22 protein-coding genes and 1 pseudogene are annotated in these 23,661 nt (G+C 60.7%); 8 read left to right on the top strand and 15 right to left on the bottom strand.

Annotated elements, in window-relative coordinates; all coding sequences use genetic code 11:
* Positions 1-110, top strand: a pseudogene (locus tag NBH21_RS10730) (IS5-like element ISNeu3 family transposase); the annotation flags it as partial.
* A gap of 13 nt (positions 111-123) precedes the next feature.
* Here the strand turns inward: NBH21_RS10730 and NBH21_RS10725 are convergent.
* The 3 genes from NBH21_RS10725 to NBH21_RS10715 form a co-directional block, all read right to left on the bottom strand.
* Complete coding sequence (locus NBH21_RS10725) at positions 124-753, bottom strand: LysE family translocator (protein ID WP_250915515.1); 630 nt, start codon at positions 751-753, stop codon at positions 124-126.
* Positions 754-840: 87 nt separating this feature from the next.
* Entirely contained in the window at positions 841-2,085 is a 1,245-nt protein-coding gene (locus tag NBH21_RS10720) for an SAM-dependent methyltransferase (RefSeq protein WP_250915516.1), read from the bottom strand.
* Positions 2,086-2,370: 285 nt separating this feature from the next.
* Positions 2,371-4,407: a methyl-accepting chemotaxis protein gene (locus NBH21_RS10715; RefSeq protein WP_250915517.1), complete on the bottom strand. Its 2,037-nt coding sequence runs from the start codon at positions 4,405-4,407 to the stop codon at positions 2,371-2,373.
* A gap of 185 nt (positions 4,408-4,592) precedes the next feature.
* On the opposite strand from NBH21_RS10715, the gene NBH21_RS10710 reads away from it, so the two are divergent.
* The 4 genes from NBH21_RS10710 (at position 4,593) to NBH21_RS10695 (ending at position 7,847) form a co-directional block, all read left to right on the top strand.
* Complete coding sequence (locus NBH21_RS10710) at positions 4,593-5,165, top strand: 5-formyltetrahydrofolate cyclo-ligase (protein ID WP_250915518.1); 573 nt, start codon at positions 4,593-4,595, stop codon at positions 5,163-5,165.
* Positions 5,166-5,184: 19 nt separating this feature from the next.
* Positions 5,185-6,009, top strand: a complete 825-nt coding sequence (locus NBH21_RS10705) for a TIGR00282 family metallophosphoesterase (RefSeq protein ID WP_250915519.1) — start codon at positions 5,185-5,187, stop codon at positions 6,007-6,009.
* A gap of 129 nt (positions 6,010-6,138) precedes the next feature.
* Complete coding sequence (locus NBH21_RS10700; RefSeq protein WP_250915520.1) at positions 6,139-6,975, top strand: MBL fold metallo-hydrolase; 837 nt, start codon at positions 6,139-6,141, stop codon at positions 6,973-6,975.
* A gap of 125 nt (positions 6,976-7,100) precedes the next feature.
* On the top strand, positions 7,101-7,847 hold the full coding sequence (locus NBH21_RS10695; protein WP_250915521.1) for a YebC/PmpR family DNA-binding transcriptional regulator: 747 nt from the start codon (positions 7,101-7,103) through the stop codon (positions 7,845-7,847).
* A gap of 113 nt (positions 7,848-7,960) precedes the next feature.
* On the opposite strand, the gene glmM is transcribed toward NBH21_RS10695, so the two are convergent.
* The 10 genes from glmM to ybgC all read right to left on the bottom strand — a co-directional run bounded on the left by glmM (position 7,961) and on the right by ybgC (position 19,239).
* On the bottom strand, positions 7,961-9,316 hold the full coding sequence (gene glmM / locus NBH21_RS10690) for a phosphoglucosamine mutase (protein ID WP_250915522.1): 1,356 nt from the start codon (positions 9,314-9,316) through the stop codon (positions 7,961-7,963).
* Between the two features lie 219 nt (positions 9,317-9,535).
* Positions 9,536-11,470: an ATP-dependent zinc metalloprotease FtsH gene (gene ftsH / locus NBH21_RS10685; protein ID WP_250915523.1), complete on the bottom strand. Its 1,935-nt coding sequence runs from the start codon at positions 11,468-11,470 to the stop codon at positions 9,536-9,538.
* A gap of 110 nt (positions 11,471-11,580) precedes the next feature.
* Entirely contained in the window at positions 11,581-12,897 is a 1,317-nt protein-coding gene (gene tilS / locus NBH21_RS10680; RefSeq protein WP_250915524.1) for a tRNA lysidine(34) synthetase TilS, read from the bottom strand.
* 25 nt (positions 12,898-12,922) lie between these two features.
* Positions 12,923-13,888, bottom strand: coding sequence for a tol-pal system protein YbgF (gene ybgF, locus NBH21_RS10675; protein WP_163900703.1), 966 nt, complete (start codon positions 13,886-13,888; stop codon positions 12,923-12,925).
* Between the two features lie 174 nt (positions 13,889-14,062).
* Positions 14,063-14,596: a peptidoglycan-associated lipoprotein Pal gene (gene pal / locus NBH21_RS10670; RefSeq protein ID WP_163900701.1), complete on the bottom strand. Its 534-nt coding sequence runs from the start codon at positions 14,594-14,596 to the stop codon at positions 14,063-14,065.
* 154 nt (positions 14,597-14,750) lie between these two features.
* Entirely contained in the window at positions 14,751-16,055 is a 1,305-nt protein-coding gene (gene tolB / locus NBH21_RS10665) for a Tol-Pal system beta propeller repeat protein TolB (RefSeq protein ID WP_250915525.1), read from the bottom strand.
* Between the two features lie 127 nt (positions 16,056-16,182).
* Complete coding sequence (locus NBH21_RS10660) at positions 16,183-17,307, bottom strand: hypothetical protein (RefSeq protein WP_250915526.1); 1,125 nt, start codon at positions 17,305-17,307, stop codon at positions 16,183-16,185.
* 9 nt (positions 17,308-17,316) lie between these two features.
* Positions 17,317-17,766 (bottom strand): protein TolR, encoded by a 450-nt coding sequence (gene tolR, locus NBH21_RS10655; protein ID WP_163900695.1) that lies wholly within the window; start codon positions 17,764-17,766, stop codon positions 17,317-17,319.
* A gap of 26 nt (positions 17,767-17,792) precedes the next feature.
* Positions 17,793-18,512: a protein TolQ gene (gene tolQ, locus NBH21_RS10650; RefSeq protein ID WP_099058746.1), complete on the bottom strand. Its 720-nt coding sequence runs from the start codon at positions 18,510-18,512 to the stop codon at positions 17,793-17,795.
* Positions 18,513-18,798: 286 nt separating this feature from the next.
* Positions 18,799-19,239: a tol-pal system-associated acyl-CoA thioesterase gene (ybgC, locus tag NBH21_RS10645; protein ID WP_250915527.1), complete on the bottom strand. Its 441-nt coding sequence runs from the start codon at positions 19,237-19,239 to the stop codon at positions 18,799-18,801.
* 127 nt (positions 19,240-19,366) lie between these two features.
* Between ybgC and NBH21_RS10640 the strand changes: the two genes are divergently transcribed.
* The 3 genes from NBH21_RS10640 to NBH21_RS10630 are packed head-to-tail and all read left to right on the top strand — an operon-like array spanning position 19,367 to position 22,334.
* Positions 19,367-20,587: an NAD-dependent epimerase/dehydratase family protein gene (locus NBH21_RS10640; protein WP_250915528.1), complete on the top strand. Its 1,221-nt coding sequence runs from the start codon at positions 19,367-19,369 to the stop codon at positions 20,585-20,587.
* Positions 20,584-21,453 carry a glycosyltransferase gene (locus NBH21_RS10635; RefSeq protein WP_250915529.1) on the top strand — a complete coding sequence of 290 codons (870 nt, stop codon included), beginning with the start codon at positions 20,584-20,586 and terminating at the stop codon, positions 21,451-21,453. Before NBH21_RS10640 ends, NBH21_RS10635 begins: the two co-directional genes overlap by 4 nt.
* Positions 21,450-22,334, top strand: a complete 885-nt coding sequence (locus tag NBH21_RS10630) for an NAD-dependent epimerase/dehydratase family protein (protein ID WP_250915530.1) — start codon at positions 21,450-21,452, stop codon at positions 22,332-22,334. Before NBH21_RS10635 ends, NBH21_RS10630 begins: the two co-directional genes overlap by 4 nt.
* 104 nt (positions 22,335-22,438) lie before the next feature.
* Here NBH21_RS10630 and NBH21_RS10625 read toward each other — a convergent pair whose 3' ends face one another.
* Complete coding sequence (locus NBH21_RS10625; protein ID WP_250915531.1) at positions 22,439-22,771, bottom strand: RcnB family protein; 333 nt, start codon at positions 22,769-22,771, stop codon at positions 22,439-22,441.
* A 299-nt stretch (positions 22,772-23,070) separates the two neighbouring features.
* Positions 23,071-23,637 (bottom strand): DinB family protein, encoded by a 567-nt coding sequence (locus NBH21_RS10620; RefSeq protein ID WP_250915532.1) that lies wholly within the window; start codon positions 23,635-23,637, stop codon positions 23,071-23,073.
* Between the last annotated feature and the right edge of the window lie 24 nt (positions 23,638-23,661).

The raw sequence follows: 23,661 nt of genomic DNA, 5'->3' as shown, positions 1-23,661 counted from the left end.
GCTTTAACCGAATGAAGCACTTCCGTCGGCTTTCAACCCGATACGACCGCAGAACCATTCATTTCAAAGGCGTCATCCATCTCGTTGCCGCTATGCTTTGGCTCCGATGAATGTCGATTCGTCCTAGGGGGCTGGCCTGCGTGCCAGTGCCAACATGGCGCCGAAGGCGATCATCAACCCGCCGCTTGCCTTGTTCATCCACGCAAAGACGTTCGAATTGCCGGCGAAGCGGCCGAGATGGCTGCCGATGAAGGCGTAGATAGCGATCGCTGCCATTTCGAGCAGCAGGAAGATCACGCCCAGCACGGCAAAACTCGTCGCATAGTCGCCTCGATCGAGGAATTGCGGAAAGAAGGCGGTGAAGATCAGGACTGCCTTGGGATTGCCGATCGCCACCCAGAATTCCTGCCGGGCAAGGCTTGCGGTCGTGCGGGCCGGTTTTGCCGCGTCCAGATCGCCGATCTGAGGTGCCCCTGCGCGCAGAAGCTTGATGCCGAGCCAGACGAGATAGGCGGCACCCGCCCATTTGACCGCCGAGAAGGCGACTTCCGATGCGATCAGCAGCGCGCCGAGGCCAAGCGCGGTGATGGCGATCATGATCGCGAAGGCGAGGATACGGCCGAGCGAAGCGGCAAGCGCCGTCGGAATGCCGACCCGCATGGCGTTTGTCAGCGCCAGAAGATTGTTCGGCCCGAACGCCATGTTGAGCGCGAAGCAGGCAGGGATGAACCAGAGTATGGTGTCTGTCGACATAGTGAGAATTTCCGTAGCCTCTATTGAGGAGGCGACGTTATCGCGCCGTCATCGTCCACGCAACGGCCTGTTCGGATACTCATTTGTTCAGATGTTCAGGCCGAGTTCCTTTTCCTTCTCGATATAGGCGCGCTGGCGGTCTGTAGCGTAATCGCGCACGATCGGGGCGCCGTCGCGCTTTCGGGAAAGCTGGAGGTGGAACACCATCTGGCTGCCGGCCCGAAAGGTCATTTCGGCGCTGACGAGATAGAATTCCCACATGCGGGCGAAGCGCTCGTCATACATGGCGACGACCTTGTCGCGGTTGGCCTCGAAGCGCTGGCCCCAATGGGCGAGCGTCATGGCATAATGCAGGCGCAGCACCTCGATATCAGTGACCCACAGGCTGTTCTGCTCCGTGACAGCTAGCACCTCGGAAAGGGCGGGGGAATAACCACCGGGGAAGATGTATTTACGGATCCACGGGCTGGTTATGCCGGGCGGGCTCATGTGGCCGATCGAATGGATGACAGCCAGACCGTCATCCGGCATCAGGGCGTTCAACCGCTTGAAGAACTCGTCGTAGTGCTGCACGCCGACATGCTCGAACATGCCGACGGACACCACGCGGTCGAAGGTTTCCGTGACGTCACGGTAGTCCTTCAGCTCGAAACGCACGCGATTGGAAAGGCCGGCATCGGCGGCTCGTTTGGTCGCCAGCGCGTGCTGTTCCTTCGAGAGCGTGACGCCGACGACCTCGACGTTTTCGAGTTGCGCCAAGTAAAGAGCGAGATCACCCCACCCGCAACCGATATCCAGTACCTTCAGCCCCGGTTTCAAGTCGAGCTTGGCGGCGAGGAGTCGCAGCTTGTTGCGCTGGGCCTGTTCCAGCGTTTCGCCTTCCTCGCGGAAGTAGGCGCAGGAATAGAGCATGTTGTCGTCGAGGAAGAGCTTGTAGAACTCGTTTCCGAGATCGTAGTGGTGGGCGACGTTGCGCTGGGCCTCGCCCTTCTTGTTCGATTGCAGCCGCTTGCGGAAGAGCATCTTGATCTTCCGAAGGACCTTCTCGATCGGGTATTTGCCCAGCGACAGGCGGTTTACCGAAAACAGCATGAGGAAATCACGCAGCGTCGATCCTTCCTCGAAGCGCATGGTGCCGTCCATATAGGCCTCGCCGGCCACGAGTTCGGCCTTGAAAACCAGACTGCGATAGAGCTTTGGGTCGGTCAGCCGCATGGTGACCTGCGGGCCAGGTTCCATGCCGCCGAAGATGTGACGCTTGCCCTCGGCATCGATCACCGTCAGTTGGCCCTTGCGGATGAATGACTTCAGCATGTGCGACAGTAGAAACATGTACACCTCATAGCGAGTCGGACGACCAGTTCTGCATGTTAGCGGAAAAGGCGGCGAGCGCATCCGGAAATGGAGGGGCTAGACTACGTCATGCAGAGGTGCGTGACGGCCTTACTCCGATGAGATGCGGATGGGGAGCGGTGGCGGGAGGAAGCCGTATGATCTAAACGCGTTCCAGTTCTACGGTCGCACGAAGACACCGGCGCAGCGTGGAGCTGTGCCGGTGTCGTTTTTCCGGATATCAATCGCGGTTCGGGCGACGTCTGGCCGGGCCGGAGGATGGTGTCAGAATTCTTCCCAATCGGCAGAAGCGGCAGCGGAGGCCGCGCCCGCGGAAGGGAATGCATTGGCGAGCTTGCCCACCATGGCCCGGGCGGGAGAGGAGACAGCCCGGGAAGTCGTATCCGCGGTACGGGGAGCGGCAGGAGCCTTTACCGATGCCGGTGCCGAGACCGTTGTGGGTGTGGGTGTCGGCGTTGCCCGGCGGGTCGGTGCTGCGGCCGTATCCGAGGTGCGGAACTGGGCGACGAGGCCTGAAAGCGTCGTGGCACTTTCGGCCAGACGGTGTGTTACCGCCGTCGTTTCCTCGACCATCGCGGCATTCTTCTGAGTGAACTGATCCATGTGGTTCACTGAGGAACTGATCTCGTTGAGGCCGGCCGACTGTTCGCGTGCGGCGGTCGCGATCGCTGCGATGTGGTCGTTGATGGCGGCCACCTGACCGGCGATCTCCTGCAATGCCTTGCCGGTTTCACGCACCAGTGACACGCCGCCGGCGACTTCCTCGCCGGATTTCGTAATCAGCGTCTTGATGTCTTTCGCAGCATTAGCGGAACGCTGGGCAAGCTCGCGAACTTCCTGCGCGACGACGGCGAAACCCTTGCCGGCTTCGCCCGCGCGCGCCGCCTCGACACCGGCGTTGAGCGCCAGAAGGTTGGTCTGGAAGGCAATTTCGTCGATCACGTTGATGATCTTGGATATCTCGGCCGATGCATTCTCGATACGGCTCATTGCTTCGATGGCATCCGAAACGACCTTGCCGGAGCCTTCCGTGCTCTTGCGGGCAGCCATAGCAAGGGTGGATGCTTCGTCGGCCTTGGCAGACGAACTGCGGACTGTGGAGGTGATTTCCTCGAGGGCGGCGGATGCTTCTTCCAGCGACGAGGCCTGCTGCTCCGTGCGCTTGGAAAGATCCTGGCTTGCCGAGCGCATTTCCGCCGAGCTTGCCTCGATCCCGAGGGTTTCGTTGCGAAGCTGCGAGAGGGTGCCGTTCAGCTTGTCGATGGAGTGGTTGAAGTCGGTGCGCAGCCGGTCCAGCCCGCCATCGAAGCTCTGGTCGATACGGACGGTGAGGTCACCCTCGCTGAGGCGATGGAGGCCGGATGCCAATGCATCGACGGCTGCCTGCGTCCGACGTGCTTCCTCTGCCTTGAGCGCTTCACGTTCGATGCGTTCCTGCTCGCCAAGAGCAGTGTTCTCCACCGCCCGCCGTTCCAGTTCGATCTTCTGCTGTGCGTTCTCGCGGAAGACGTCGAGGACTCGCGCCAGCGCGCCGACCTCGTTACCGAGATCGCCATGGGGCACGACGACATCGAGATGGCCGGATGCCATTTCGCCGGCGACGGCAGTCAGCTGGGGCAGGGGGCCGATGATGCGGCGCGCGATCAACGCGATGATGACGGCGCCGAGCAGGAGGACTGCAAAGGCCGTCGTGCCGATCGCCCATGCCATCTGGTGGGCCATGCTGTCGATCTCGGCTGCGCGGACACCGGCATAGAGAATGCCGATCACTTCGCCGGTCGGCGCAAAGATCGGCTGGTAAATCGTGTAATAGGGAACGTCGAGAATGACGGCTTCTCCGCGATAGGTGCCGCCCTTGGTGACGACGGGATAGACGGCGCCCTTCTGACCCAGTGCTGTACCGACCGCGCGTTTGCCGTCCGGCTTGATGATGTTGGTGGTCTTGCGCCAGAAATCCTGGCTGGCCGGATCCCAGGCGAAGATGGTCGCGGTCTGGCCGGTCATGCGGCCGATCGTGTCGATCATTTCGTGCGAGGCGTATTCCGCCGGGATCGCGGTCGTCACGATGCGCTGGACGTTGCCATCCTTGCCCCAAGTGATGGCCGTGCCGGGCAGGTCACGTTCGACGATGGTCGCTGCCGTTCTGAGGCTGGCGTTCTGTCCGGCGATCGCCTGTTCGGAAATACGTGTTGCTATGTTTTGCGAGATTACCCACGAAACGACGGCGAGTGAGGCCATCAATACCAGGACGGTTGTCGTGGTGACGGTCTTGACGATGCCGAAGCGCGAGAAAATCTTCATGAAGAATATCCTGTCCGTTGTGTTGCGATGCACTATAATTGACGAGTGTTAATTATCCTTTGGGAAAGCCGGGAAAATGGGATCAAAAGCGCTTTGGGAGCCTGACTGGTCGAGCAGCTGAGGGACGATTGCAAAAAGTGCCGTCTCGGTTATGGTCCGCTCACTTTGAGGGATGCATGCACGATATGAGCAACAGGGAATGGAAGGCCGTCATCCGTCGTGAGCGGCTTGCTGCGCGGGATGCGATACCGGTCGACCTGAGGACGGAATACAGCCTTGCTATGGCTGAATATGGCGGAGATCGGCTGGCGTTTGTGCCGGGGACGATCATTTCAGGGTTCTTTCCGATCCGCTCTGAGGCCGATATTCGCCCGCTGATGTCACACTTGAGAACCCGCGGAGCAAGGCTCTGCCTGCCGATCATACAGGACAGGGAAACCATTCTGTTCCGCGAATTGGTGGCAGGCGCGGAACTTGTCGATACCGGGTTCGGTACGCGCGGGCCCGGTCCGGAAGCCGCTGTCCTCGATCCGGAAATCATGCTGGTTCCGCTTTCGGCCTTTGACGCCCGCGGACACCGGATCGGCTACGGCGCGGGCCATTATGACCGTGCCATCAGCCGGCTGAGAGAAAAAGGCCATGATCCGAGGCTTATCGGCATTGCATTCGACTGTCAGGAGGTGGCAGAAGTGCCCTTTGAACCGCATGACGTCCAGCTTGAAGCTGTTCTGACGGAAAGCGGATACAGGCAATTCTGACGGAGACTGGACAAGGCGAATGAGACTGCTTTTTCTCGGAGACATGGTGGGCAAGACGGGTCGCACGGCGGTATGGGAGCGGCTGCCCGGCCTGATCTCCGATCTCAAGCTCGATTTCGTCGTCGTCAACGGCGAGAATGCGGCCGGCGGTTTCGGCATTACCGAGGACATCTACCTCGAAACGATCAATGCCGGCGCCGACGTCGTGACGACCGGCAACCATGTCTGGGACCAGAAAGAGGCGGTGGTGTTCTGCGAGCGCCATGACCAGTTCCTTCGGCCGGCAAACTATCCCGCCGGCACGCCCGGCCGCGGCTCCGGCATCTATTATGCCCGCAACGGCGCCCGCGTTCTGGTCGCCAACATCATGGGCCGCGTGTTCATGCATCCCGAGCTCGACGATCCCTTCAAGTCGGCGGAGGCCATTCTGGCCGCTTGCCCGCTGAAGGAGCAGGCGGATGCGATCGTCTTCGACTTCCATGCCGAGGCGACGAGCGAGAAGCAGTGTTTCGGCCATTTCGTCGACGGCCGCGCGAGCTTCGTCGTCGGCACGCATACCCATGTGCCGACGGCAGACCATCAGATCCTCAATGGCGGCACGGCCTACATGTCGGACGCCGGCATGTGCGGCGACTACGATTCCTCGCTGGGCATGGAGAAGGAAGAGCCGCTGAACCGCTTCATTTCCAAGATGCCGAAGGGCCGTTTCGAGGCCGCGCACGGCCCCGCCACGATCTGCGGCGTCGGCGTCGAGATCTCCGACCGGACGGGGCTTGCCGAGAAGATCGCGCCGCTCCGGATCGGGCCGCGGCTGGCGGAAACCATTCCGGATTTCTGGCGCTGACGATAGCCGCCGAGGTAGTGCATGCCTCGGCCTCACGCTAATGTGACAGTGCTTGCCCCGCCGGGCGCTTTACCTGATATCCCGCCTGTCGCATCCTCTGCCATCTGATCGATGAGCGGGGCTTGCGTGATGCTGCTGCGACTTGCGATGGCGTTCATTTCCCTGATGCTTGCCGCCGCTGGCGCGGCTGCCCAGGATGCAAACCGGCAGGTCAGTCAGTGCCAGTTGATGGCGGAGAAACTGCCGTCGGTGACGTTTGCCGCCTTCAAGCCCTCGGAAGATACCGTTTCCCGGCAATTGGCGGCCTTGCCGGAAAACGTGACGATCACCTTTCTTGGCCATTCGACCTTTCAGATCGATACGCCGGGCGGCATCTCGATCGCCACCGACTTCAACGGCTGGCTGCGGACGTCGAAGATCCCCGATGTCGTGACCATGAACAAGGCGCATTCCAGTCACTACACGCTTACGCCGGATCCTTCGATCGTCAACGTGCTGCATGGCTGGAACGACGAGAAGCCGGGCGAGAAGATCGAGCACCGGCTGGTGGTTGGCGATACCTATATCCGCAACGTTTCTACCGACATTCGCTCATGGGGCGGCGACTTCGAACCCAACGGCAATTCCATCTTCATCTTCGAGGTGGCGGGGCTTTGCATCGGGCATCTCGGCCATCTGCATCACGAGTTGACGGATGGTCACTATGCCGAGATCGGTCGCCTCGATGTGGTCATGGTGCCGGTCGATGGCGGGTTGACGATGGGGGCCGACAGCATGAGCCGGACGATCAAGCGGCTGCGTTCGGCGCTCATCCTGCCGATGCATCGCACGGGGCAACCCGTGCGTGATTTCGTCGCCATGTTCGACCAGAGTTTCGATGTGAAAGTGTCGGACAGTCCGGGCGTCACGGTTTCGATGCGCACCATGCCGCGCAAGCCGCTGATCCTTGTACTGCAGGGAATGTGACGTGGTCGTACGGTCGAGGCCTGCTGGGCGTTAGCCGTCGGTTTTGCCTTCCTTCCCCTTGAACGGGGAGGTTTTCACCCTTATAAGGCAGCCATTCCCAATATTTAGACCTGATCAGGGGTGCCATGGCTGGCCATTCACAGTTTAAAAACATCATGCACCGCAAGGGCAAGCAGGACGGTATCCGTTCGAAGATGTTCTCCAAGCTTGCGCGCGAAATCACGGTTGCGGCGAAGACCGGTCTGCCTGACCCGACCATGAACGCTGCTCTTCGTCTTGCCGTGCAGAACGCCAAGGCTCAGTCGATGCCGAAGGATAACATCGACCGCGCCATCAAGAAGGCGTCCGGCGCCGATGCCGAAACCTATGACTCGATCCGCTACGAAGGTTACGGTCCAGGCGGCACTGCAGTCATCGTCGAAGCGCTGACTGACAATCGCAACCGCACGGCTTCCAGCGTCCGCTCGATCTTCTCCAAGGCTGGCGGTGCTCTCGGTGAAACCGGTTCGGTTTCCTTCTCCTTCGATCACGTTGGCGAAATAACCTACAAGGCTTCCGTCGGCGATGCCGACAAGGTCATGGAAGCGGCGATCGAAGCCGGCGCCGAAGATGTGGTTTCGGATGAAGACGGTCACACCATCTATTGTGGCTTCGAGGACATCAACGAAGTGTCCAAGGCGCTGGAAGCGGTGCTCGGCGAGGCCGAAACCGTCAAGGCGATCTGGAAGCCACAGAACACCATCGAAGTCGATGAGGAGAAGGCTCGGTCGTTGATGAAACTCATCGACACGCTGGAAGATGACGACGATGTCCAGAATGTCTATTCGAACTTCGAAGTCTCCGACGAGGTCATGGCCAAGCTCTCGGCCTGATTCGTATTCGATATAAAGGAAAAGGCCCGGCGCCAATGGCGGCCGGGCCTTTTTTCGTTTGCGTATCGGGTCGGCCCCTCATCCGCAGATGAGGAGCACCCCCGAAGAGAAGATTAAGCCGCTTCACTACGAACATTGGCGATGACGCCGATGAGGTCGTTTACGATGCGCTCGATCTGGCTGCGGTCGTCTCCCTCGGCCATGACGCGGATCAGGGGTTCGGTGCCGGAGGGGCGGATGACAAGGCGGCCGTTCTTTGCCAACTCGCTCTCGGCGTCGGCGATGGCCTGTTTGACGGATGCGTCCTCAAGCGGCTTGCCGCCGGAATAGCGCACGTTGCGCAGGAGCTGCGGAACCGGGTCGAAGCGGTGGCAGATTTCACTGACCGTCTTGCCGGTGCGCTTGACGCAGGCAAGGATCTGGAGTGCGGCCACGAGGCCGTCGCCGGTCGTGCCGAAATCCGAGAGCACGATATGTCCGGACTGCTCGCCGCCGACATTGAAGTTGTGCTGGCGCATGTGCTCGACGACGTAGCGGTCGCCGACCTTGGTGCGGGCGAGGCTCAGGCCCTTGCCTGTCAGGAAGCGTTCGAGGCCGAGGTTGGACATGACGGTGGCGACGATGCCGTCGCCCTTGAGTATCTGGTCGTGCGCCCAGGTATCGGCGATGACCGCCATCAGCTGGTCGCCGTCGACAATCGCACCGTTCTCATCGACGATGATGACGCGGTCGGCGTCGCCGTCGAGTGCAATGCCGATGTCGGCGCGGACCTCATGCACCTTCTTCTGCAGCGCGGCCGGATGGGTGGAGCCGCAGTCGAGGTTGATGTTGGTGCCGTTCGGTTCGTTGCCGATGGTCACGACCTCTGCGCCGAGTTCCCACAACGCCAGCGGAGCAACCTTGTAGGCAGCGCCGTTGGCGCAGTCGATGGCGACGCGCAGGCCGTGCAGGGTCACATCGCGGGGCAGGGTGCGCTTGACGAATTCGATGTAGCGATAAATGTCGCCCTCGACGCGCTTGGCCCGGCCGATCTCATGGGCTGGAGCGAGCTGGCCGTAAATATCCTGTTCGAGAAGGTCCTCGATCTGCGCTTCAAGCTCGTCGGAAAGCTTGTAGCCGTCCGGGCCGAAGAGCTTGATGCCGTTGTCGGCGAAGGGATTGTGGGAGGCCGAGATCATCACGCCGATATCGGCGCGCAGCGAACGGGTGAGCATGGCGACGGCAGGTGTCGGGATCGGGCCGAGCAGGAAGACGTCGAGGCCGGCTGCGGTGAAACCGGCGACAAGCGCGTTTTCCAGCATGTAACCGGATAGGCGGGTATCCTTGCCGATCACCACGCGGTGACGATGATGGCCACGCCGGAAGATGGTGCCGACCGCGATGCCGACCCGCATTGCGAGGTCCGGCGTCATCGGAAAGTGGTTGGACTGTCCGCGAATGCCATCCGTGCCAAAGTAACGACGTGTCATGTGTTTTCCCGAAATGCTCCGTTTGCCGCCCGCTTGCGTCGATGAGATGAATACGCCGCGTGAGGCGGATAACGCGATATCAACTGGGCTGCTCTTGCCACAAAATTGGCAGCAGGACACGTAAATTACCGCTAAAACCCATTACATCGCGTTACCATCTACAAAAAAGCCACCCGCCGTTGCCGGGGGTGGCTTGATGTTCCGATCTGAACCCTGGGGTCAGTGAGGCTGCGGTTCCAGCCCGTTTTCGGGCTCGCCACCCTTCGGCTGATCCTTCTTGGGGCCGGTGGACGGAACGGCGGAACCGCGGCTGGTCGGGCCGTCGTCGCCGAGGTCGCGGGCCGGTTTCTCGCCCCTGATCAGAGCCTTGATCTCTTCGCCGGTCAGCGTTTCGTATTCGAGCAGACCTTCGGCAAGCGCGACGAAGTCGTCATGCTTTTCCGAAATGATGCGGCGGGCCTCGGTATAGGCTTCGTCGATCAGGCGGCGCACTTCGTTGTCGATCTTCTGGGCGGTCGATTCCGAGACGTTCTTCGACTGCGAAACCGAGTGTCCTAGGAAGACTTCCTGCTGGTTTTCGCCATAAGCGACCTGGCCGAGCACGTCGGAGAAGCCCCACTGGGTAACCATGGCGCGGGCAAGCTTGGTCGCCTGCTCGATGTCCGAGGATGCGCCCGAGGTGATGTTCTCCTTGCCGAAGGTCAGCTCTTCGGCCACGCGTCCGCCCATCATGATGACGAGGCGGGAGACCATCCACTTGTAGCTCATCGAGTAGCGGTCGCCTTCCGGCAGCTGCATGACCATGCCGAGCGCACGTCCGCGCGGAATGATCGTCGCCTTGTGGAGCGGATCGGCGACCGGCACGTTAAGCGCGGTAATCGCGTGGCCGGCCTCATGATAGGCGGTCAGTTTCTTCTCAGCTTCGGTCATGGCGGACGAACGACGTTCGGCGCCCATCATGATCTTGTCCTTGGCGTCTTCGAATTCCTGCATGGTGACGACGCGCTTGTTGCGGCGGGCGGCCATGAGGGCAGCTTCGTTGACGAGGTTCATCAGGTCGGCACCGGAGAAGCCGGGCGTACCGCGAGCAAGGATCTTGAGATCGACATTCGGTGCCAGCGGAACGTTGCGGGCGTGGACCTTGAGGATGCGTTCGCGACCGACGATATCCGGGTTCGGCACGACGACCTGACGGTCGAAACGGCCGGGACGCAGCAGCGCCGGATCGAGAACGTCGGGACGGTTGGTCGCGGCGATCAGGATGATGCCTTCATTGGCCTCGAAGCCGTCCATCTCGACCAGCAACTGGTTGAGCGTCTGTTCCCGTTCGTCGTTACCGCCGCCGAGACCGGCGCCACGATGGCGACCGACGGCGTCGATTTCGTCGATGAAGATGATGCAGGGCGCGTTCTTCTTGGCCTGTTCGAACATGTCGCGCACACGGGATGCACCGACACCGACGAACATTTCGACGAAGTCCGAACCGGAAATGGTGAAGAACGGCACATTGGCTTCGCCGGCGACCGAACGAGCGAGAAGCGTCTTACCCGTGCCCGGAGGACCCACGAGCAGCACGCCGCGCGGGATCTTACCGCCGAGGCGCTGGAACTTCTGCGGGTCGCGCAGGAATTCGACGATTTCCTCGAGGTCCTGCTTGGCTTCGTCGACGCCAGCGACGTCGTCGAAGGTGACGCGGCCATGGGCCTCTGTCAGAAGCTTTGCCTTGGACTTGCCGAAGCCCATCGCGCCGCGCGAACCGCCCTGCATCTGGCGCATGAAGAACAGCCAGACGCCGAGGATCAGCAGCATGGGCAGGAGCGTGCCGAGATAGCTCAGGAAGCCGGACGAGCCATCCGTCTCCGGACGGGCGACGATCATCACGTTCTTCGACTGCAGCTTTTCAAGCAGGTTGTCGTCGATCACAGGCGAGTAGGTCTGGAAGGCCGTGCCGTTTTCGGCATAGGTGCCGAGAACGCGGTTGCCAGTGACGGTCACGTCACGCACGCGTCCCGAGTCCACTTCGCGAAGGAACTGCGAATACGGAATTTCGCGCGAGCTTGTCTGCGACGGCGTCGTCTGGAACATGCTGAACAAGGCGATCAGCAGGAGGGCTATGATGGCCCATAGCGCAAAGTTCCGAAAATTTGGGTTCATCGAACTCCCCGAATAAGGTACGCGGGCAAATGGCCCGCCTGATTATCGACTAACATAGGATTGCACTGCGGCCTTGCCAAGGCAAAGCGGCGTTTTGCCTGCTTTTTCCGTCAATAAGGATTAAACGGCGGAGGGCAATAGTCCTTCCGTCCCATGAGGGTGGCCACAGCGTTCGCCAAATCGAGGTCGAATGCCGGCAGGAAGCGGTCGAACAGAGGCAGGCAGGGTTCTAGATCGAGGGAGCCGGACGATGTGCCCGCCCGCATCACTATTGCTTTACCAGCAGTTACAGAGGGGCCGATCCGGTTCAGATGGCGGATGATGCCTTCGGCGAGACCGAGAGGTTCGGGAAGAGGTGGGGGCGACTGACCTGGTCCGACGAGGAGGGTTTCTTCGCCGCGATTGGCAATGCGGAAGCGTCCGTCCCATTCCGCGGTTTCTCCTGCCGGGATTTCCAGCGGCGAAATATCGCGGTTCTCGCGCATGAGAAACAGGCCGTCCTTGCGCCGTTCGACGAGCGCGCGGGAGAGCGTGATGCGGCCCGTCCGGCCGGTGGCAAGGAATGAGATCAGCCGATCCATGCTGTCGCGGCCTGGCCGATGCGAGCGGCCACCGGCCACGGCGCAGAGCGTCGAGAGCGCATGCTGGAAAGCAGGCGACTGAATATCGATGACTTCGGGCGGCAGCTTCACCAGGAGTGCGGCGTAGCTGGATGCATGGGCTCTGAGAATGGCCGCTGCCTGTCGCGACAGTTCGGTTCGTTCGACGCCGGCGGCGCGGATTGCGTCCGGATCGATGGCTGTACGATCCTGGCGCACCCGCACGCGCTCGTATTTGCGATCCTCGTTGCTGGGGTCGTCGATCCAGCCGATGTCGATTTGGCGGAGATAGTCGCGGATATCCTGACGTCGGACCGAGAGGAACGGGCGGAGAAGCCAGAAGCGTCGGTCGTTAAGCGTTGCGTCGGCCATGCCGGCGAGGCCGAGATTGTCTTCTGCAGCGCGGGTAGCGCGCATGGCGACGGTCTCCTCCTGATCGTCGAGCGTGTGGCCCGTGACGATGAGGTCTGTGCCGACTTCCCTTGCTGCGTTGGCGAGAAGACGATAGCGCGCTTCGCGGGCTGCTGCCGATATTCCCGTTTTGGGCTTTTCGTCGTTCCAGGCGATGATGTGATGAGGGATACCGAGCGAGGCGCAAAGGGTGCCGACGGTCTCGGCTTCGGCGGTGCTCTCCGCTCTCAGCCGGTGGTCAATCGTGACGGTGGCGAGGGAGTGGGGCAGGCGGCGCGAACGAAGGGCGCGATCGAGAGCGATCAGCAGGCCGGTGGAATCGCTGCCGCCGGAAATGGCGACAAGCAGCCTGCGCGAACCGGATAATCGGTCGAGGAACCTTGCGGCTGCATCTTCGGGGGATTGGGTGTGGTCCACGGCGGATCGGCCGGGCGGACGCGGATCAGCAGCCGAGGCGCTTCTGTTCGCTCGCCACCTTGGAAACCACCGCGCGAGAGGCCTTCGGGTAACGCTTCGACACTTCGCGCAGGGTGGCGCAGGCGGTGTCGGTATTGTCGAGTGCAGCCAGCGACATGCCGAGCTTCAGCAGCATTTCGGGCGCCTTGGGTGACGTGCTGTAAGCCTGATGTGCGTTCAGGAAGGTCTTGGCGGCCTCGTTGAAATTGCCCTGCGAATAGAGCGCTTCGCCCAGCCAGAAATTGGCGTCGGCAATCTTGTTGCTCTTGGGGTAGCGGGTGATGAAGTCGCGAAACTCGTTTTCAGCCATGCCATAATCGCCGGAGAGAACATGGGCGTAGGCAACCTGATAGACATCACCTTCCGACCCGCCGGCTGCGGACTGGGTTGACGAGGGAGCGGCCACGCCGGGCAGGGCCGAGGATTTGTTGACGGCATCCTGGTTGATTGTCGCAGTCTGCGGCATGCCGCTGGAGTCGAGTTCGATCGAACCGAGCGTCTGCTCGGGCTGTCCGAGCGACGAAGAGGAGGCGCCGGTGTTTCCACCGGCTGCCGGTTCCTGGGTGATGATCTCGGCGACCGAATCCTGCTGCGTCGCACCCGCATTCACCGGCTTGTCGAGCGCACCGCTCTTCTTGGCGCCGCCCTTTTCCAGATCCTGGAAGCGGTATTCATTGTCTTCCTGGGTCTTGCGCATCTGTTCCTGCATCTGCAGCAACTGATAGCTCATTTCCTCGATACGACCGTTGAGGGTGCGGATCTCTTCTTCGAGCTGCTGCACCCGGATGGAGGGGTCGGCGCTCTGCGCAAGCTGCACAGGCTGGCGGCTGTTGGCAGCCGGAGCCGGCTGGCTCTTGTGCAGCGACGGGAACAGCTGCAACGCGTTTGCCGTCCCGTTCAGGCCTGCCAGCGAGGCCGTCGCAAGCAATGCGGCCATGACAAGTCTCTTCATATGGTTCGTCCTGTTATCCTTGAATCGTCACGCCGAATGGCGTGCACAGCGGATTTTTACAATTGACCGTAAAAAAGCAACTCAAGTTCGGCCAAAGTGTGGAGAAAAGAAAAGGCGGCCCGGGGGCCGCCTTCACATGGGGTTGATCGATCGGGCGTCGATCGATGTCCCGGATCAGAGGCCTGCGCCACCGAGCACGGTGACGGCGCGGCGGTTCTGCGACCAGCAGGAGATGTCGTCGCAGACGGCGACCGGGCGTTCCTTGCCGTAGGAAATGGTCTTCATGCGGCTTGCCGGAATGCCGCGCGAAGCGAGGTAATCGCGGGTGGCGGCTGCGCGGCGTGCGCCGAGCGCCAGGTTGTATTCGCGGGTACCGCGTTCGTCGGCATGGCCTTCGACCGTGATGGCGTAGTTCGGGTAGCGCTGCAGCCACTGGGCCTGACGGTCGAGGGTCTGCTGGGCATCGGCGCGAATCGAGGTCGAGTCGGTGTCGAAGAAGATGCGGTCGCCGACGTTGACGGTGAAGTCCTGCGTCGAACCCGGGGTCGCGGAACCGCCGGCGCCGAGGCCGAGTTCGGAAGCGCTGTTCGGGAGGTTCTTCTTCGAGGCACAACCGGCAAGTGCCAGCGTCATCGCGATGGCGACGATTGCGGGGTTGCTTGCCAGCTGCTGCATGCGGCTCTTCGCCGGGGTGTGAATGCGGCTCATCGCCGGTCTCCTTGATTCTTTCCGTTAGGGTTGCCGGACTTTAACCATTCGAGGTTAACCGGCTTCGAACGAACATGGTTAACAAAGTGTCAAAACACTGCCGCAATGCGCTGATTCCCAACACTTTGCGGCAGGAAGAGGGCGTAGCTGTGTCCTATTCGAGAAGCGGCGACCAGGCCGGGTCGGAGGCGTAGCCCGGGGTCTTGACGAGCTGTTCATTGTAGCCCGTCAGATCGATCGAGTAGAGCTGCGGACCGCCGGCACCTGCGCTCTGGCGGAAGAACATCAGCACGCGACCGTTCGGCGCCCAGGTCGGGCCTTCGTTGTGGAAGCCGGTGGTCAGGATGCGTTCGCCCGAACCGTCGGTCTTCATCACGCCGATGGAGAACTTGCCACCGGACTGCTTGGTGAAGGCGATCAGGTCGCCGCGCGGCGACCAGACCGGCGTCGAGTATGAGCCGTCGCCGAAGGAGATGCGTTGCTGGCCGGAGCCGTCGGCGTTCATCACGTAGAGCTGCTGGCGGCCGCCGCGGTCGCTTTCGAAGGCGATGCGGTTACCATCCGGTGAGTATGAGGGGGAGGTGTCGATGGCGGCCGTGGAGGTCAGGCGCGTCGTGGTGCGCGAGCGCAGGTCCATGGTGTAGATGTTGGCATTGCCGTCCTGCTGCAGGCTCATGATGACGCGCTGCCCATCGGGAGAGAAGCGCGGCGAGAAGGTCATGCCGGGGAAGTTGCCGACGACTTCGCGCTGGCCGGATTCAAGCTGCAGGAGGTAAACCCGCGGCTGCTGGCCCTCGAAGGACATGTAGGTGATTTCCTGACGGCTCGGGGAGAAGCGCGGCGTCAGAACGATGTCCTTGCTGTTGGTCAGCGTGCGGACGTTTTCACCGTCCTGGTCCATGATCGCGAGCTGGCGCTTGCGGTCGGCCTTGGAGCCGCTTTCGGCAACGAAGACGACGCGGGTGTCGAAGTAGCCCTTTTCACCGGTGATGCGCTCGTAGATCGCATCGGCAATGATATGAGCGAGACGACGCCAGTTTTCCGGCTGGGTGTAAAACTGCTGGCCTGCCATCTGCTGGCCGGCGAAGGTATCCCACAGGCGGAACTCGGCGCGCAGACGGCCATCGCCTTCCTGGCTGACGCGACCTACGACGAGGGCTTGCGCATTCAGCACGGTCCAACTCTGCATGTTCGGCGTCTGGTCGGGATTGCTGATCTTCTCGATGAACGCTGCGCGGCTCACCGGAGCAAAAAGGCCGGAACGCTTCAGGTCCGCCTCGACCACAGCCGAGATCTTCGCGCCGATGCCGTTGCCGGAAGCAAAGTCCGTGATTGCAATCGGCAACGGCTGGACATTGCCCTTGCTGATATTGATCTCGACGACCGCGTGGGCCGGTGTAGCGAAGGCGCCGGCAAGGCCGACGATCACCGCCAGATATCGAAGAAGGTTGATTTTCATCGCAAAGCCTTTCAGCTCTTCCATCAGTTCTTGACGTATTCTAGGTTTAACGTGATCACAGACCAGTATGGTAGCGGTCCATGGGAAGTCCCGTGAAGTGCAGTCTCCGTTGCCCGGTCTCTGTCAATCACAATGCAAATTCACTTGGGTCGAAGTTCAGGACCAGCTTGTTCCATCCCTTCTCACCGTCATATTTCTCAAGCGGCAGGTTCTTCAGCGGTGCCGATTTGTATAGCGCGCGACGGGCGCTTCCTTCGATTGCCCGTTGGGCCGATTCGGAGCCACCCGTTGTCTTAACTTCTGGCGTCCCGACAATATTGCCGGACTGGTCGAGTTCAACCGTGATCTGCACGCGAACTTCCTCAATGCCGGGCAGGCCAGCAACAACCGACCAGTTATTCTCGATCTGCCCCCTCACATTGTCCATTTCGCTGGAGCTGAGAGCTACACCGATCGTCTTCTTGCTGCCAAGGGCCGCCTTTTCCTGAGAGGCCTTGGCGCCGCCGGCTGTCGGGTCCTTCTTGTTGAGAAGGGCCGCTACCTCGTCGGCGTTGAAGTCGCTTTCCTTGGTCGCCTTCGACTTGGACGTCTCCTGAGTTTTGGTGTCCTTCTTCTTGTCCGGCGATTTCTCCGTCTGGCTTTCGGTCGGCTTGGCTTCGGCGGTCTTGGTCTCGACCGGCTTCGGCGCCTCGGGCTTGGGACGTGTGGACGGGACGGGCGCCTTTTCCGGCAGCGGAATTTCCGCGGTCTCGTCAGGCTGCTGCGGAGTGGGTTCCGGCGGCTTTTCGGGTGCCGGCGGTTCCGTCACCTGCGGCTTCGGCGGTTCGGCCTTGGCCACTTCCTTCTGCGGCTCGGCGACCGTGTCTTCCTTGATGATTTCCTTGATGTCGTTGGTTTCGTTGTCCTGCTTTGGCTGGACCTTCTCGACCTTCTCCGGCGCGGCGGAGGACTCAGTGGCGTTCGGTTTCGCGTTCGGGGTCGGAACCGACTTCAGGTCGATCTTGTTGTCACCGAAGTTTTCGGCGTTCTCGACAGACGTCGGTTTCTTGGTCGGAACGGGGGCTGCCTTTTCCGCCTTCGGAGCCTTCTGGTCACCCTGCTGAATCTGTGTCAGTTCCTCGATAGGGACGAGTTCAACAGGCAGCGCCTCGACGTTCGATACGTCAAGAGTTTCGGTCGAGCTGATAGACACCAGCGCCCAGGTGAGCGCCAGTGCATGCAGTACCGCCGATGTCGCGAGGCTGACCTTCATCGCTGTAAATCAGTTTGTCTTCTGCTCGGTTATAAGGCCCACATTCGTGTAGCCTGCGGCCTGCATGCGGGCCATGACGTCTGCAATCACGCCATAAGGCGCTTCGCCGTCGCCACGCACATGGATGCGCTCGGTGTAGCCAGTCGTCGCAATGGCGGCGAGCTTGGCGCCGATTTCGTCGACGGGAATCTGGGTTTCCTGAATGAACACCGAGCCGTCGGCCTTGATGGAAACGGTGATGGGCTGCGTTTCGGAATTGAGAGCCTTGGCACCCGTCTTGGGCAGGTTCAACGGTACGCCCACGGTCATCATAGGGGCGGCGACCATGAAGATGATGAGCAGTACGAGCATGACGTCGACCAGCGGTGTCACGTTGATCTCGCTCATCGGTGCCTTGCGGCCGCCGCGCCTGCCACGACGTCCACCGCCACCACCGCTCGATCCAACAGACATACCCATTGCTTGCGTCTCCTAAGTCGGACCGATTACTGCGCCGCCTGACGGGGCTGTAGTTTTTCGTCGATCTGGCGCGAAAGAATGGCGGAGAACTCGTCGGCAAAGCCTTCCATGCGGGCGGTCAGCTTGCCGGCCTCGCCGGAGAACTTGTTGTAGGCGATAACGGCGGGGATAGCGGCGACGAGGCCGATTGCCGTCGCCAGAAGTGCTTCCGCGATACCGGGGGCAACGACGGCGAGATTGGTCGACTTCGAACCGGCAATCGCCTGGAACGAGGTCATGATACCGACAACCGTACCGAAGAGGCCGACGAACGGGGCGGCCGAACCGATGGTGGCAAGCGATGCAAGCCGTGCTTCGAGCGTTTCCGACTCACGCGCCAGCGTCACGTCCATGGCGCGGTCGATACGCATCTGGAGGCCGATCGGCGATCGTGCGCCGCGCTCGAAGCTCTTCTTCCACTCGCGCATGGCTGCTACGAACATCGCGGCAAGGCCGGTGTTGCTGCGCTCGGCCAGCGTCCGGTAGAGTTCCTCGAGCGACTGGCCGGACCAGAACACCTGTTCGAACTGGTCGAACTGCCGGCGGGCCCGCGAGTAGCTCATGAACTTGTCGATGACGATCGCCCAGGTCCATACCGAGGCTGCGAGCAGTCCCAGCATTACGAGCTTCACCACGAAGCCGGCCTGCATGAACAGGGCCCAGAGGCTCACGTCATGGGTCGCTGCTGCCAATCCAACTTCTTCCATCGCTTTGTAATCCCCGAAATCCAAACGCCCGGCGCATGACCGGGCGGTGAAAAAGCTCTGTTACCGGAAATTTGCGGTAGCCTTCGCCGAACGCCCTAATCCCGCTTCAAGCTCCCAGATTGCCTTCTTGCCTCGAAATTTGGTCAAAGGAAGGCGTGCGGCGCACAATTTCCCATAATGTTAGTAAGACATCATTATGGTTAAGGGACCGTTATCACCGCCGCATGTCAGCTGTGAGTGATTGCCGTCGAAGCATTCGTGTCCGCTTGCGGCGGGATACTGCGAATCAGGCAAGAAACTGCGCGGCGAGATCCTCCGGCAGCCGGCGGGGGCGTCCTCGACGGTTGACGACGGCGATGACGACCTTCGCGGCGATGAGAAGGTCTTCGCCGCGCCGGATTTCCTGCTCCAGCACCATCTTGGCGCCGCCGGCCTTGGTGGTGGTCGTCCTGATCTCCAGTATGTCATCCATGCGGGCCGGCGACTTGAAGTCGATTTCCATGCGGTGGACCACGAAAACGAGGCCTTCCTCGTCTATCCCGATCAGCGCGCTCTGCTCGACGCCGAGGCAGCGAAGATAGTCGGTACGGCCCCGTTCAAGGAAGTGCAGGTAGCGGGCGTGATAGACCAGACCGGAAAAATCGGTGTCTTCATAATAGACGCGCTGAACGAGCCGGTGTCCGTGCTCCACCAAGTGTCCGGAAAGGGAAAAATCCATATGCGTCATCATGTTGTCCTTATTCGGAAAATGCCTGTCCGCGTCGGCCGGGGGGGGGCTTTTCGGCGGCGATTGTAGTTCTGTCATAAATCGGCATTATCAGGTTTGATACCTCATCGGCAAAGGAGAGCATCTTATGAAGATCGCAGTCATGGGCGGGGATGGTTTCGTTGGTTGGCCTACCTCATTGCATCTTTCCGATGCCGGCCACGACGTTCATATCCTCGATAACCTGTCTCGCCGATGGATCGATACCGAACTCGGTGTTCAGTCCCTGACGCCGATGGATTCCATACAGGAACGCACCCGAATCTGGCATGCGGAAACCGGCCGGCGGATCCATTTCAACCTCATCGACCTCGCCAAGGACTATGAGCTTCTGAAGAAGTGGCTGGCCGAAGAGCGGCCCGATGCGATCATCCATTTCGCCGAGCAGCGTGCCGCGCCTTATTCGATGAAGAGCGACCGGCACAAGAACTACACGGTCAACAATAACGTTTCGGCGACTCACAATCTCTTGAACGCGCTCGTCGAGATCGGGCTCGATTCGCATCTGGTCCATCTCGGCACAATGGGTGTCTATGGGTATTCGACCGTCGGCGCGGCCATCCCCGAGGGCTATCTGCCGGTCGGGATCGAAACGACCGAAGGCGAGACGGTCTCGCAGGAAATCCTCTATCCGGCCAATCCGGGTTCGATCTACCACATGACGAAATGCCTCGATCAGTTGCTCTTTCAGTTCTACGCGAAGAACGACGGTCTGAGAATCACCGACCTGCACCAGGGCATCGTCTGGGGCACCCATACGGAACAGACGCGCCGTCATCCGCAGCTCGTCAACCGCTTCGACTATGACGGCGACTACGGCACGGTTTTGAACCGCTTCCTGATCCAGGCGGCAATCGGCTATCCGCTGACGGTGCATGGTACCGGTGGCCAGACGCGTGCCTTCATCCATATTCAGGATTCGGTTCGCTGCATCGAGATTGCGCTGAGCAATCCGCCGGCGCGCGGATCGCGGGTCGAGATCTTCAACCAAATGACGGAAACGCACCGGGTGCGGGACCTTGCGGAGATGATTGCGAAGATCTCGGGCGCGGACATCGCTTGGCTGCCCAATCCGCGCAAGGAAGCAGCGGAGAACGACCTCATCGTCAAAAACGAGAAGTTCCTCGGGCTCGGATTGCAACCGATAACGTTGCAAGGTGGGCTTTTGGAAGAGATCGTCGATGTCGCGAAGAAGTTTGCCTACCGCGTCGACCGGTCCCGCGTGCCGGCGGTTTCCGCCTGGACCAAGGATATCGCGCGGACGATCAATCGCGATCCGGAGGGCAAGAAGCTGAAATCGGTGTCATGATGATGGGGGCTGAACTGCTGAAGGGCATACGACCGGCAACGACGGCCGGTTCGCGTGAGGCCTATGTCACGCTGGTGACCAATCGCGACTATGCCATGGGCGCGACGGCACTTGCGCGTTCCATCCGGTTGACCGGCAGTTCCGCCGATGTCGTCGTGCTCTTTACCGGCGGCGTGGAGCCGGATGCGCTTCAGCCGCTCGACCGGCTCGGTTGCCGGCTGGTTGCGGTCGAGCACCTGCCGTTGTCCGATGGCTTCAACCAGCGGCATGCGCGCGGCAATCTGCATGCCAATGCGCCTTTCACCAAGGGGCGCAAGCCGGCCTTTCACTCGCCTCTCGACAATTTCTGCAAGCTCCGGCTCTGGCAGCTCATCGACTACGAGACCTGCGTCTTCATCGATGCGGATGCGATCGTTCTGCGCAATGTGGACCGGCTGTTCGACTATCCGGAATTTTCCGCCGCGCCTAATGTCTATGAAAGCCTTGTCGATTTCCATCGGCTGAATTCCGGGGTGTTCGTCGCGCGTCCGTCGCTTGCTACCTTCGAGGACATGCTGCGCAATCTGGATCAACCGGATGTCTTCTGGCGGCGCACGGACCAGACCTTCCTTGAGAGCTATTTTCCGGACTGGCATGGTCTCCCGGTGTTCATGAACATGCTGCAATATGTGTGGTTCAATCTGCCGGAGCTGTGGGACTGGCGGCAGATCGGCATCCTTCACTACCAGTATGAAAAGCCGTGGGAGAAGGATCATCCCAAGGCGGCGGCACTGAAGCCGCTGATCGATCTCTGGCACGCCTATTACACGGGCCAGGGTATCCCGGAAATCGCCTCGCTTTCGAGGCCCGAGCAGGCGGCTGCATGAAAGTTCTGGTATCCGGGGGAACGGGGCTGGTCGGACGCTATATCGTCGAAGACCTGCTTGCCGCAGGTTATGCGGTCGTCATCGGTGCGCGTCATCCGCCGGCGGAAGGGTTGTTTTCGCAGCCGGTCGAATTCCGTCTGCTGTCGCTCGATCCGCAGCAAGACCAGACAGACGCTTTCGATGACGCCTATTTCTTCGTTCATGCGGCTTTCGACCATCTGCCCGGCAAATACCGGGGCGGGGAGGGTGGTGATCCCGATCGTTTTCGCAGGCTCAATCTCGATGGCTCCATCCGCCTGTTCGAGACCGCAAGGCAGGCCGGTGTCAGGCGAGTGGTCTTCCTTTCCAGCCGGGCGGTCTATGACGGACTTGCGGCCGAAAAAGCGCTGACCGAGGAGCAGTTTCTGGAACCGACCAGTCTTTATGGCGAGGTGAAGCTTTTGGCCGAGCGGGTGCTGGCCAATCTTGCCGCCCCCGGTTTCGTGACCTCCAGCCTCAGGGTAACGGGCGTTTATGGCGCTACACGACCGAACAAGTGGGATGCGCTTTTCTCCGATTATCTTGCAGGGCGGGAGGTTCCTCAGCGGGCCGGGTCGGAAGTCCACGGTCGCGATGTAGGGCAGGCAGTGCGGCTCACGCTGTCTGCCGAAGCGGCGAAAGTCAGTGGCCATTCCTTCAATGTTTCCGACATTGTGGCGGATACCCGCGATATTCTCGATATCTTCCAGTCGGCGGTCCAGTGTCCGCGGCCATTGCCCGAGCCGGCGGACAAGATGGCTGTCAGAGCAATGCCGGTGGAGAAGATCACCGCTCTCGGCTGGAAGCCGGGCGGGCGGTCTCTGTTCGAGAGTACTGTTCACTGTCTCGCCGACAGTTATTGAAATCTTCCGTCGCCTGACGATCGTCGTGAAGGCCTGCCGGTCCGTGATAGGAAAAGCCGCAGACACGTTCGCGCCTGCGGCTCGATTCTCGGGGTTCTGGCTGCTTACCGGGCGGTCACGATGCCGGCGATCAGACCGGAGGTGATGCCGATCAGGAGGTACTGGTTGTCAACCCTGATCCAGCGCTGGTCCCGACCCGGCTTGCGCAGGCCGTAACGGCGGTAGTCGTTGATTTCATTGTGGCGGCGCCAGTCCCGCATGTTCTGCCCCTTCTTCCAGTAGTAGGGTTTGGGCGCGGCCTTGTGGGGAGCGGGCCTTTGCGGCTTGACCTGATTGTGCTGGGGCGGACGGCGGTCGTCCGGGCGATACTGCTGGGCTTGGGCCATCGGGGCGGCGATCATCAGGCCGGCAAGTGCGATCAGGAATGCTTTCTTCATGGTCTCGTTCCTCGTTGTCTATGGCATGACGCTAGACTTCGAGATGTGAATGCAATATGAATATTATAATTAATAATATTTAATAAAAACAACTAATTGTGTATGCTTCTCATCTGCTGCCGGCCTAGAGCGCCGTGCGTCCATTTGGACGCACAAAGGACGCTCTAACATCTTGAATCTACGCATCGAGCTTTCCGAAAATCGATTCCGATTTTCGGGCCGATGCGCTAGTCGGAGCGTAGAGTTCCGGTTGGTGAACAAGTCTTAAGGTTAGACGCAAGGGGATGTTATGTGCTCCTTCAACGCATCAGTTCGTTCTCGCTCCATCCGAGCGCTATCCTCTCCTTTTCTCGCGCCTGCGCATCGTCACCGACGATGAATTCATCCAGCTGCGGCGGCCTGACGCTGGTGCCGGCCAGCATGGCATGCACCTGCCCGCGATGGTGGGTCTGGTGCTGGAAGAGATGGCTAAGGATGTCGTCGCAGCGGTCTTGCTGGATGCGGCTGCCACGGTGAACATTGACCGTTCGTCCTAGATCTTGAGGCCCCAAGCCGTTACAAAACTCAAGCAAGCGGCGATCGACGTCGGCCTGTGCGGCCTGGAGCGCCTGTCGTTCGGCAAAGGGTATTTCGTTCTCCCATGCCTTTGGCCCAAGTATTCCGCCTTCCAGTGCGTCGACATAGAACCAGTCGATGATGAGGATGTGATTGAGCGTGGCGTGGATCGAGGGGAAGAAGCTCGTGCGCTTTGCCTCGAACTCTCCGGGTTGAAGACGCGCTACCGCCTCATGGAGCCTGAGATTGGCCAAGGTGTTGTTGCGGGCGAGTTTTCGAAACACGCGGCAGGGATCGACTGGATCCGTCATGGTGTCACTTCCTTGCCCCGAGGT

The sequence above is a fragment of the Ciceribacter sichuanensis genome (assembly GCF_024055605.1).
GTDB lineage: Bacteria > Pseudomonadota > Alphaproteobacteria > Rhizobiales > Rhizobiaceae > Allorhizobium > Allorhizobium sichuanense.
Note: the sequence above shows the minus strand (reverse complement) of the source record. Positions and strands in the feature narration are given on the sequence as shown.

Excerpts from the sequence above, each read along its gene's own strand:
- tolQ (WP_099058746.1), bottom strand. The coding sequence starts at position 18,512 with ATGGAAGAAGTTGGATTGGCAGCAGCGACCCATGACGTGAGCCTCTGG.
- glmM (WP_250915522.1), bottom strand. The coding sequence starts at position 9,316 with ATGACACGTCGTTACTTTGGCACGGATGGCATTCGCGGACAGTCCAAC.
- pal (WP_163900701.1), bottom strand. The coding sequence starts at position 14,596 with ATGAGCCGCATTCACACCCCGGCGAAGAGCCGCATGCAGCAGCTGGCA.
- NBH21_RS10640 (WP_250915528.1), top strand. The coding sequence starts at position 19,367 with ATGAAGATCGCAGTCATGGGCGGGGATGGTTTCGTTGGTTGGCCTACC.
- NBH21_RS10620 (WP_250915532.1), bottom strand. The coding sequence starts at position 23,637 with ATGACGGATCCAGTCGATCCCTGCCGCGTGTTTCGAAAACTCGCCCGC.
- NBH21_RS10695 (WP_250915521.1), top strand. The coding sequence starts at position 7,101 with ATGGCTGGCCATTCACAGTTTAAAAACATCATGCACCGCAAGGGCAAG.
- NBH21_RS10635 (WP_250915529.1), top strand. The coding sequence starts at position 20,584 with ATGATGATGGGGGCTGAACTGCTGAAGGGCATACGACCGGCAACGACG.
- NBH21_RS10725 (WP_250915515.1), bottom strand. The coding sequence starts at position 753 with ATGTCGACAGACACCATACTCTGGTTCATCCCTGCCTGCTTCGCGCTC.
- tolB (WP_250915525.1), bottom strand. The coding sequence starts at position 16,055 with ATGAAAATCAACCTTCTTCGATATCTGGCGGTGATCGTCGGCCTTGCC.
- ftsH (WP_250915523.1), bottom strand. The coding sequence starts at position 11,470 with ATGAACCCAAATTTTCGGAACTTTGCGCTATGGGCCATCATAGCCCTC.
- ybgF (WP_163900703.1), bottom strand. The coding sequence starts at position 13,888 with ATGAAGAGACTTGTCATGGCCGCATTGCTTGCGACGGCCTCGCTGGCA.
- NBH21_RS10660 (WP_250915526.1), bottom strand. The coding sequence starts at position 17,307 with ATGAAGGTCAGCCTCGCGACATCGGCGGTACTGCATGCACTGGCGCTC.
- NBH21_RS10705 (WP_250915519.1), top strand. The coding sequence starts at position 5,185 with ATGAGACTGCTTTTTCTCGGAGACATGGTGGGCAAGACGGGTCGCACG.
- ybgC (WP_250915527.1), bottom strand. The coding sequence starts at position 19,239 with ATGACGCATATGGATTTTTCCCTTTCCGGACACTTGGTGGAGCACGGA.
- NBH21_RS10700 (WP_250915520.1), top strand. The coding sequence starts at position 6,139 with ATGCTGCTGCGACTTGCGATGGCGTTCATTTCCCTGATGCTTGCCGCC.
- NBH21_RS10710 (WP_250915518.1), top strand. The coding sequence starts at position 4,593 with ATGAGCAACAGGGAATGGAAGGCCGTCATCCGTCGTGAGCGGCTTGCT.
- NBH21_RS10720 (WP_250915516.1), bottom strand. The coding sequence starts at position 2,085 with ATGTTTCTACTGTCGCACATGCTGAAGTCATTCATCCGCAAGGGCCAA.
- tolR (WP_163900695.1), bottom strand. The coding sequence starts at position 17,766 with ATGGGTATGTCTGTTGGATCGAGCGGTGGTGGCGGTGGACGTCGTGGC.
- NBH21_RS10625 (WP_250915531.1), bottom strand. The coding sequence starts at position 22,771 with ATGAAGAAAGCATTCCTGATCGCACTTGCCGGCCTGATGATCGCCGCC.
- NBH21_RS10715 (WP_250915517.1), bottom strand. The coding sequence starts at position 4,407 with ATGAAGATTTTCTCGCGCTTCGGCATCGTCAAGACCGTCACCACGACA.
- NBH21_RS10630 (WP_250915530.1), top strand. The coding sequence starts at position 21,450 with ATGAAAGTTCTGGTATCCGGGGGAACGGGGCTGGTCGGACGCTATATC.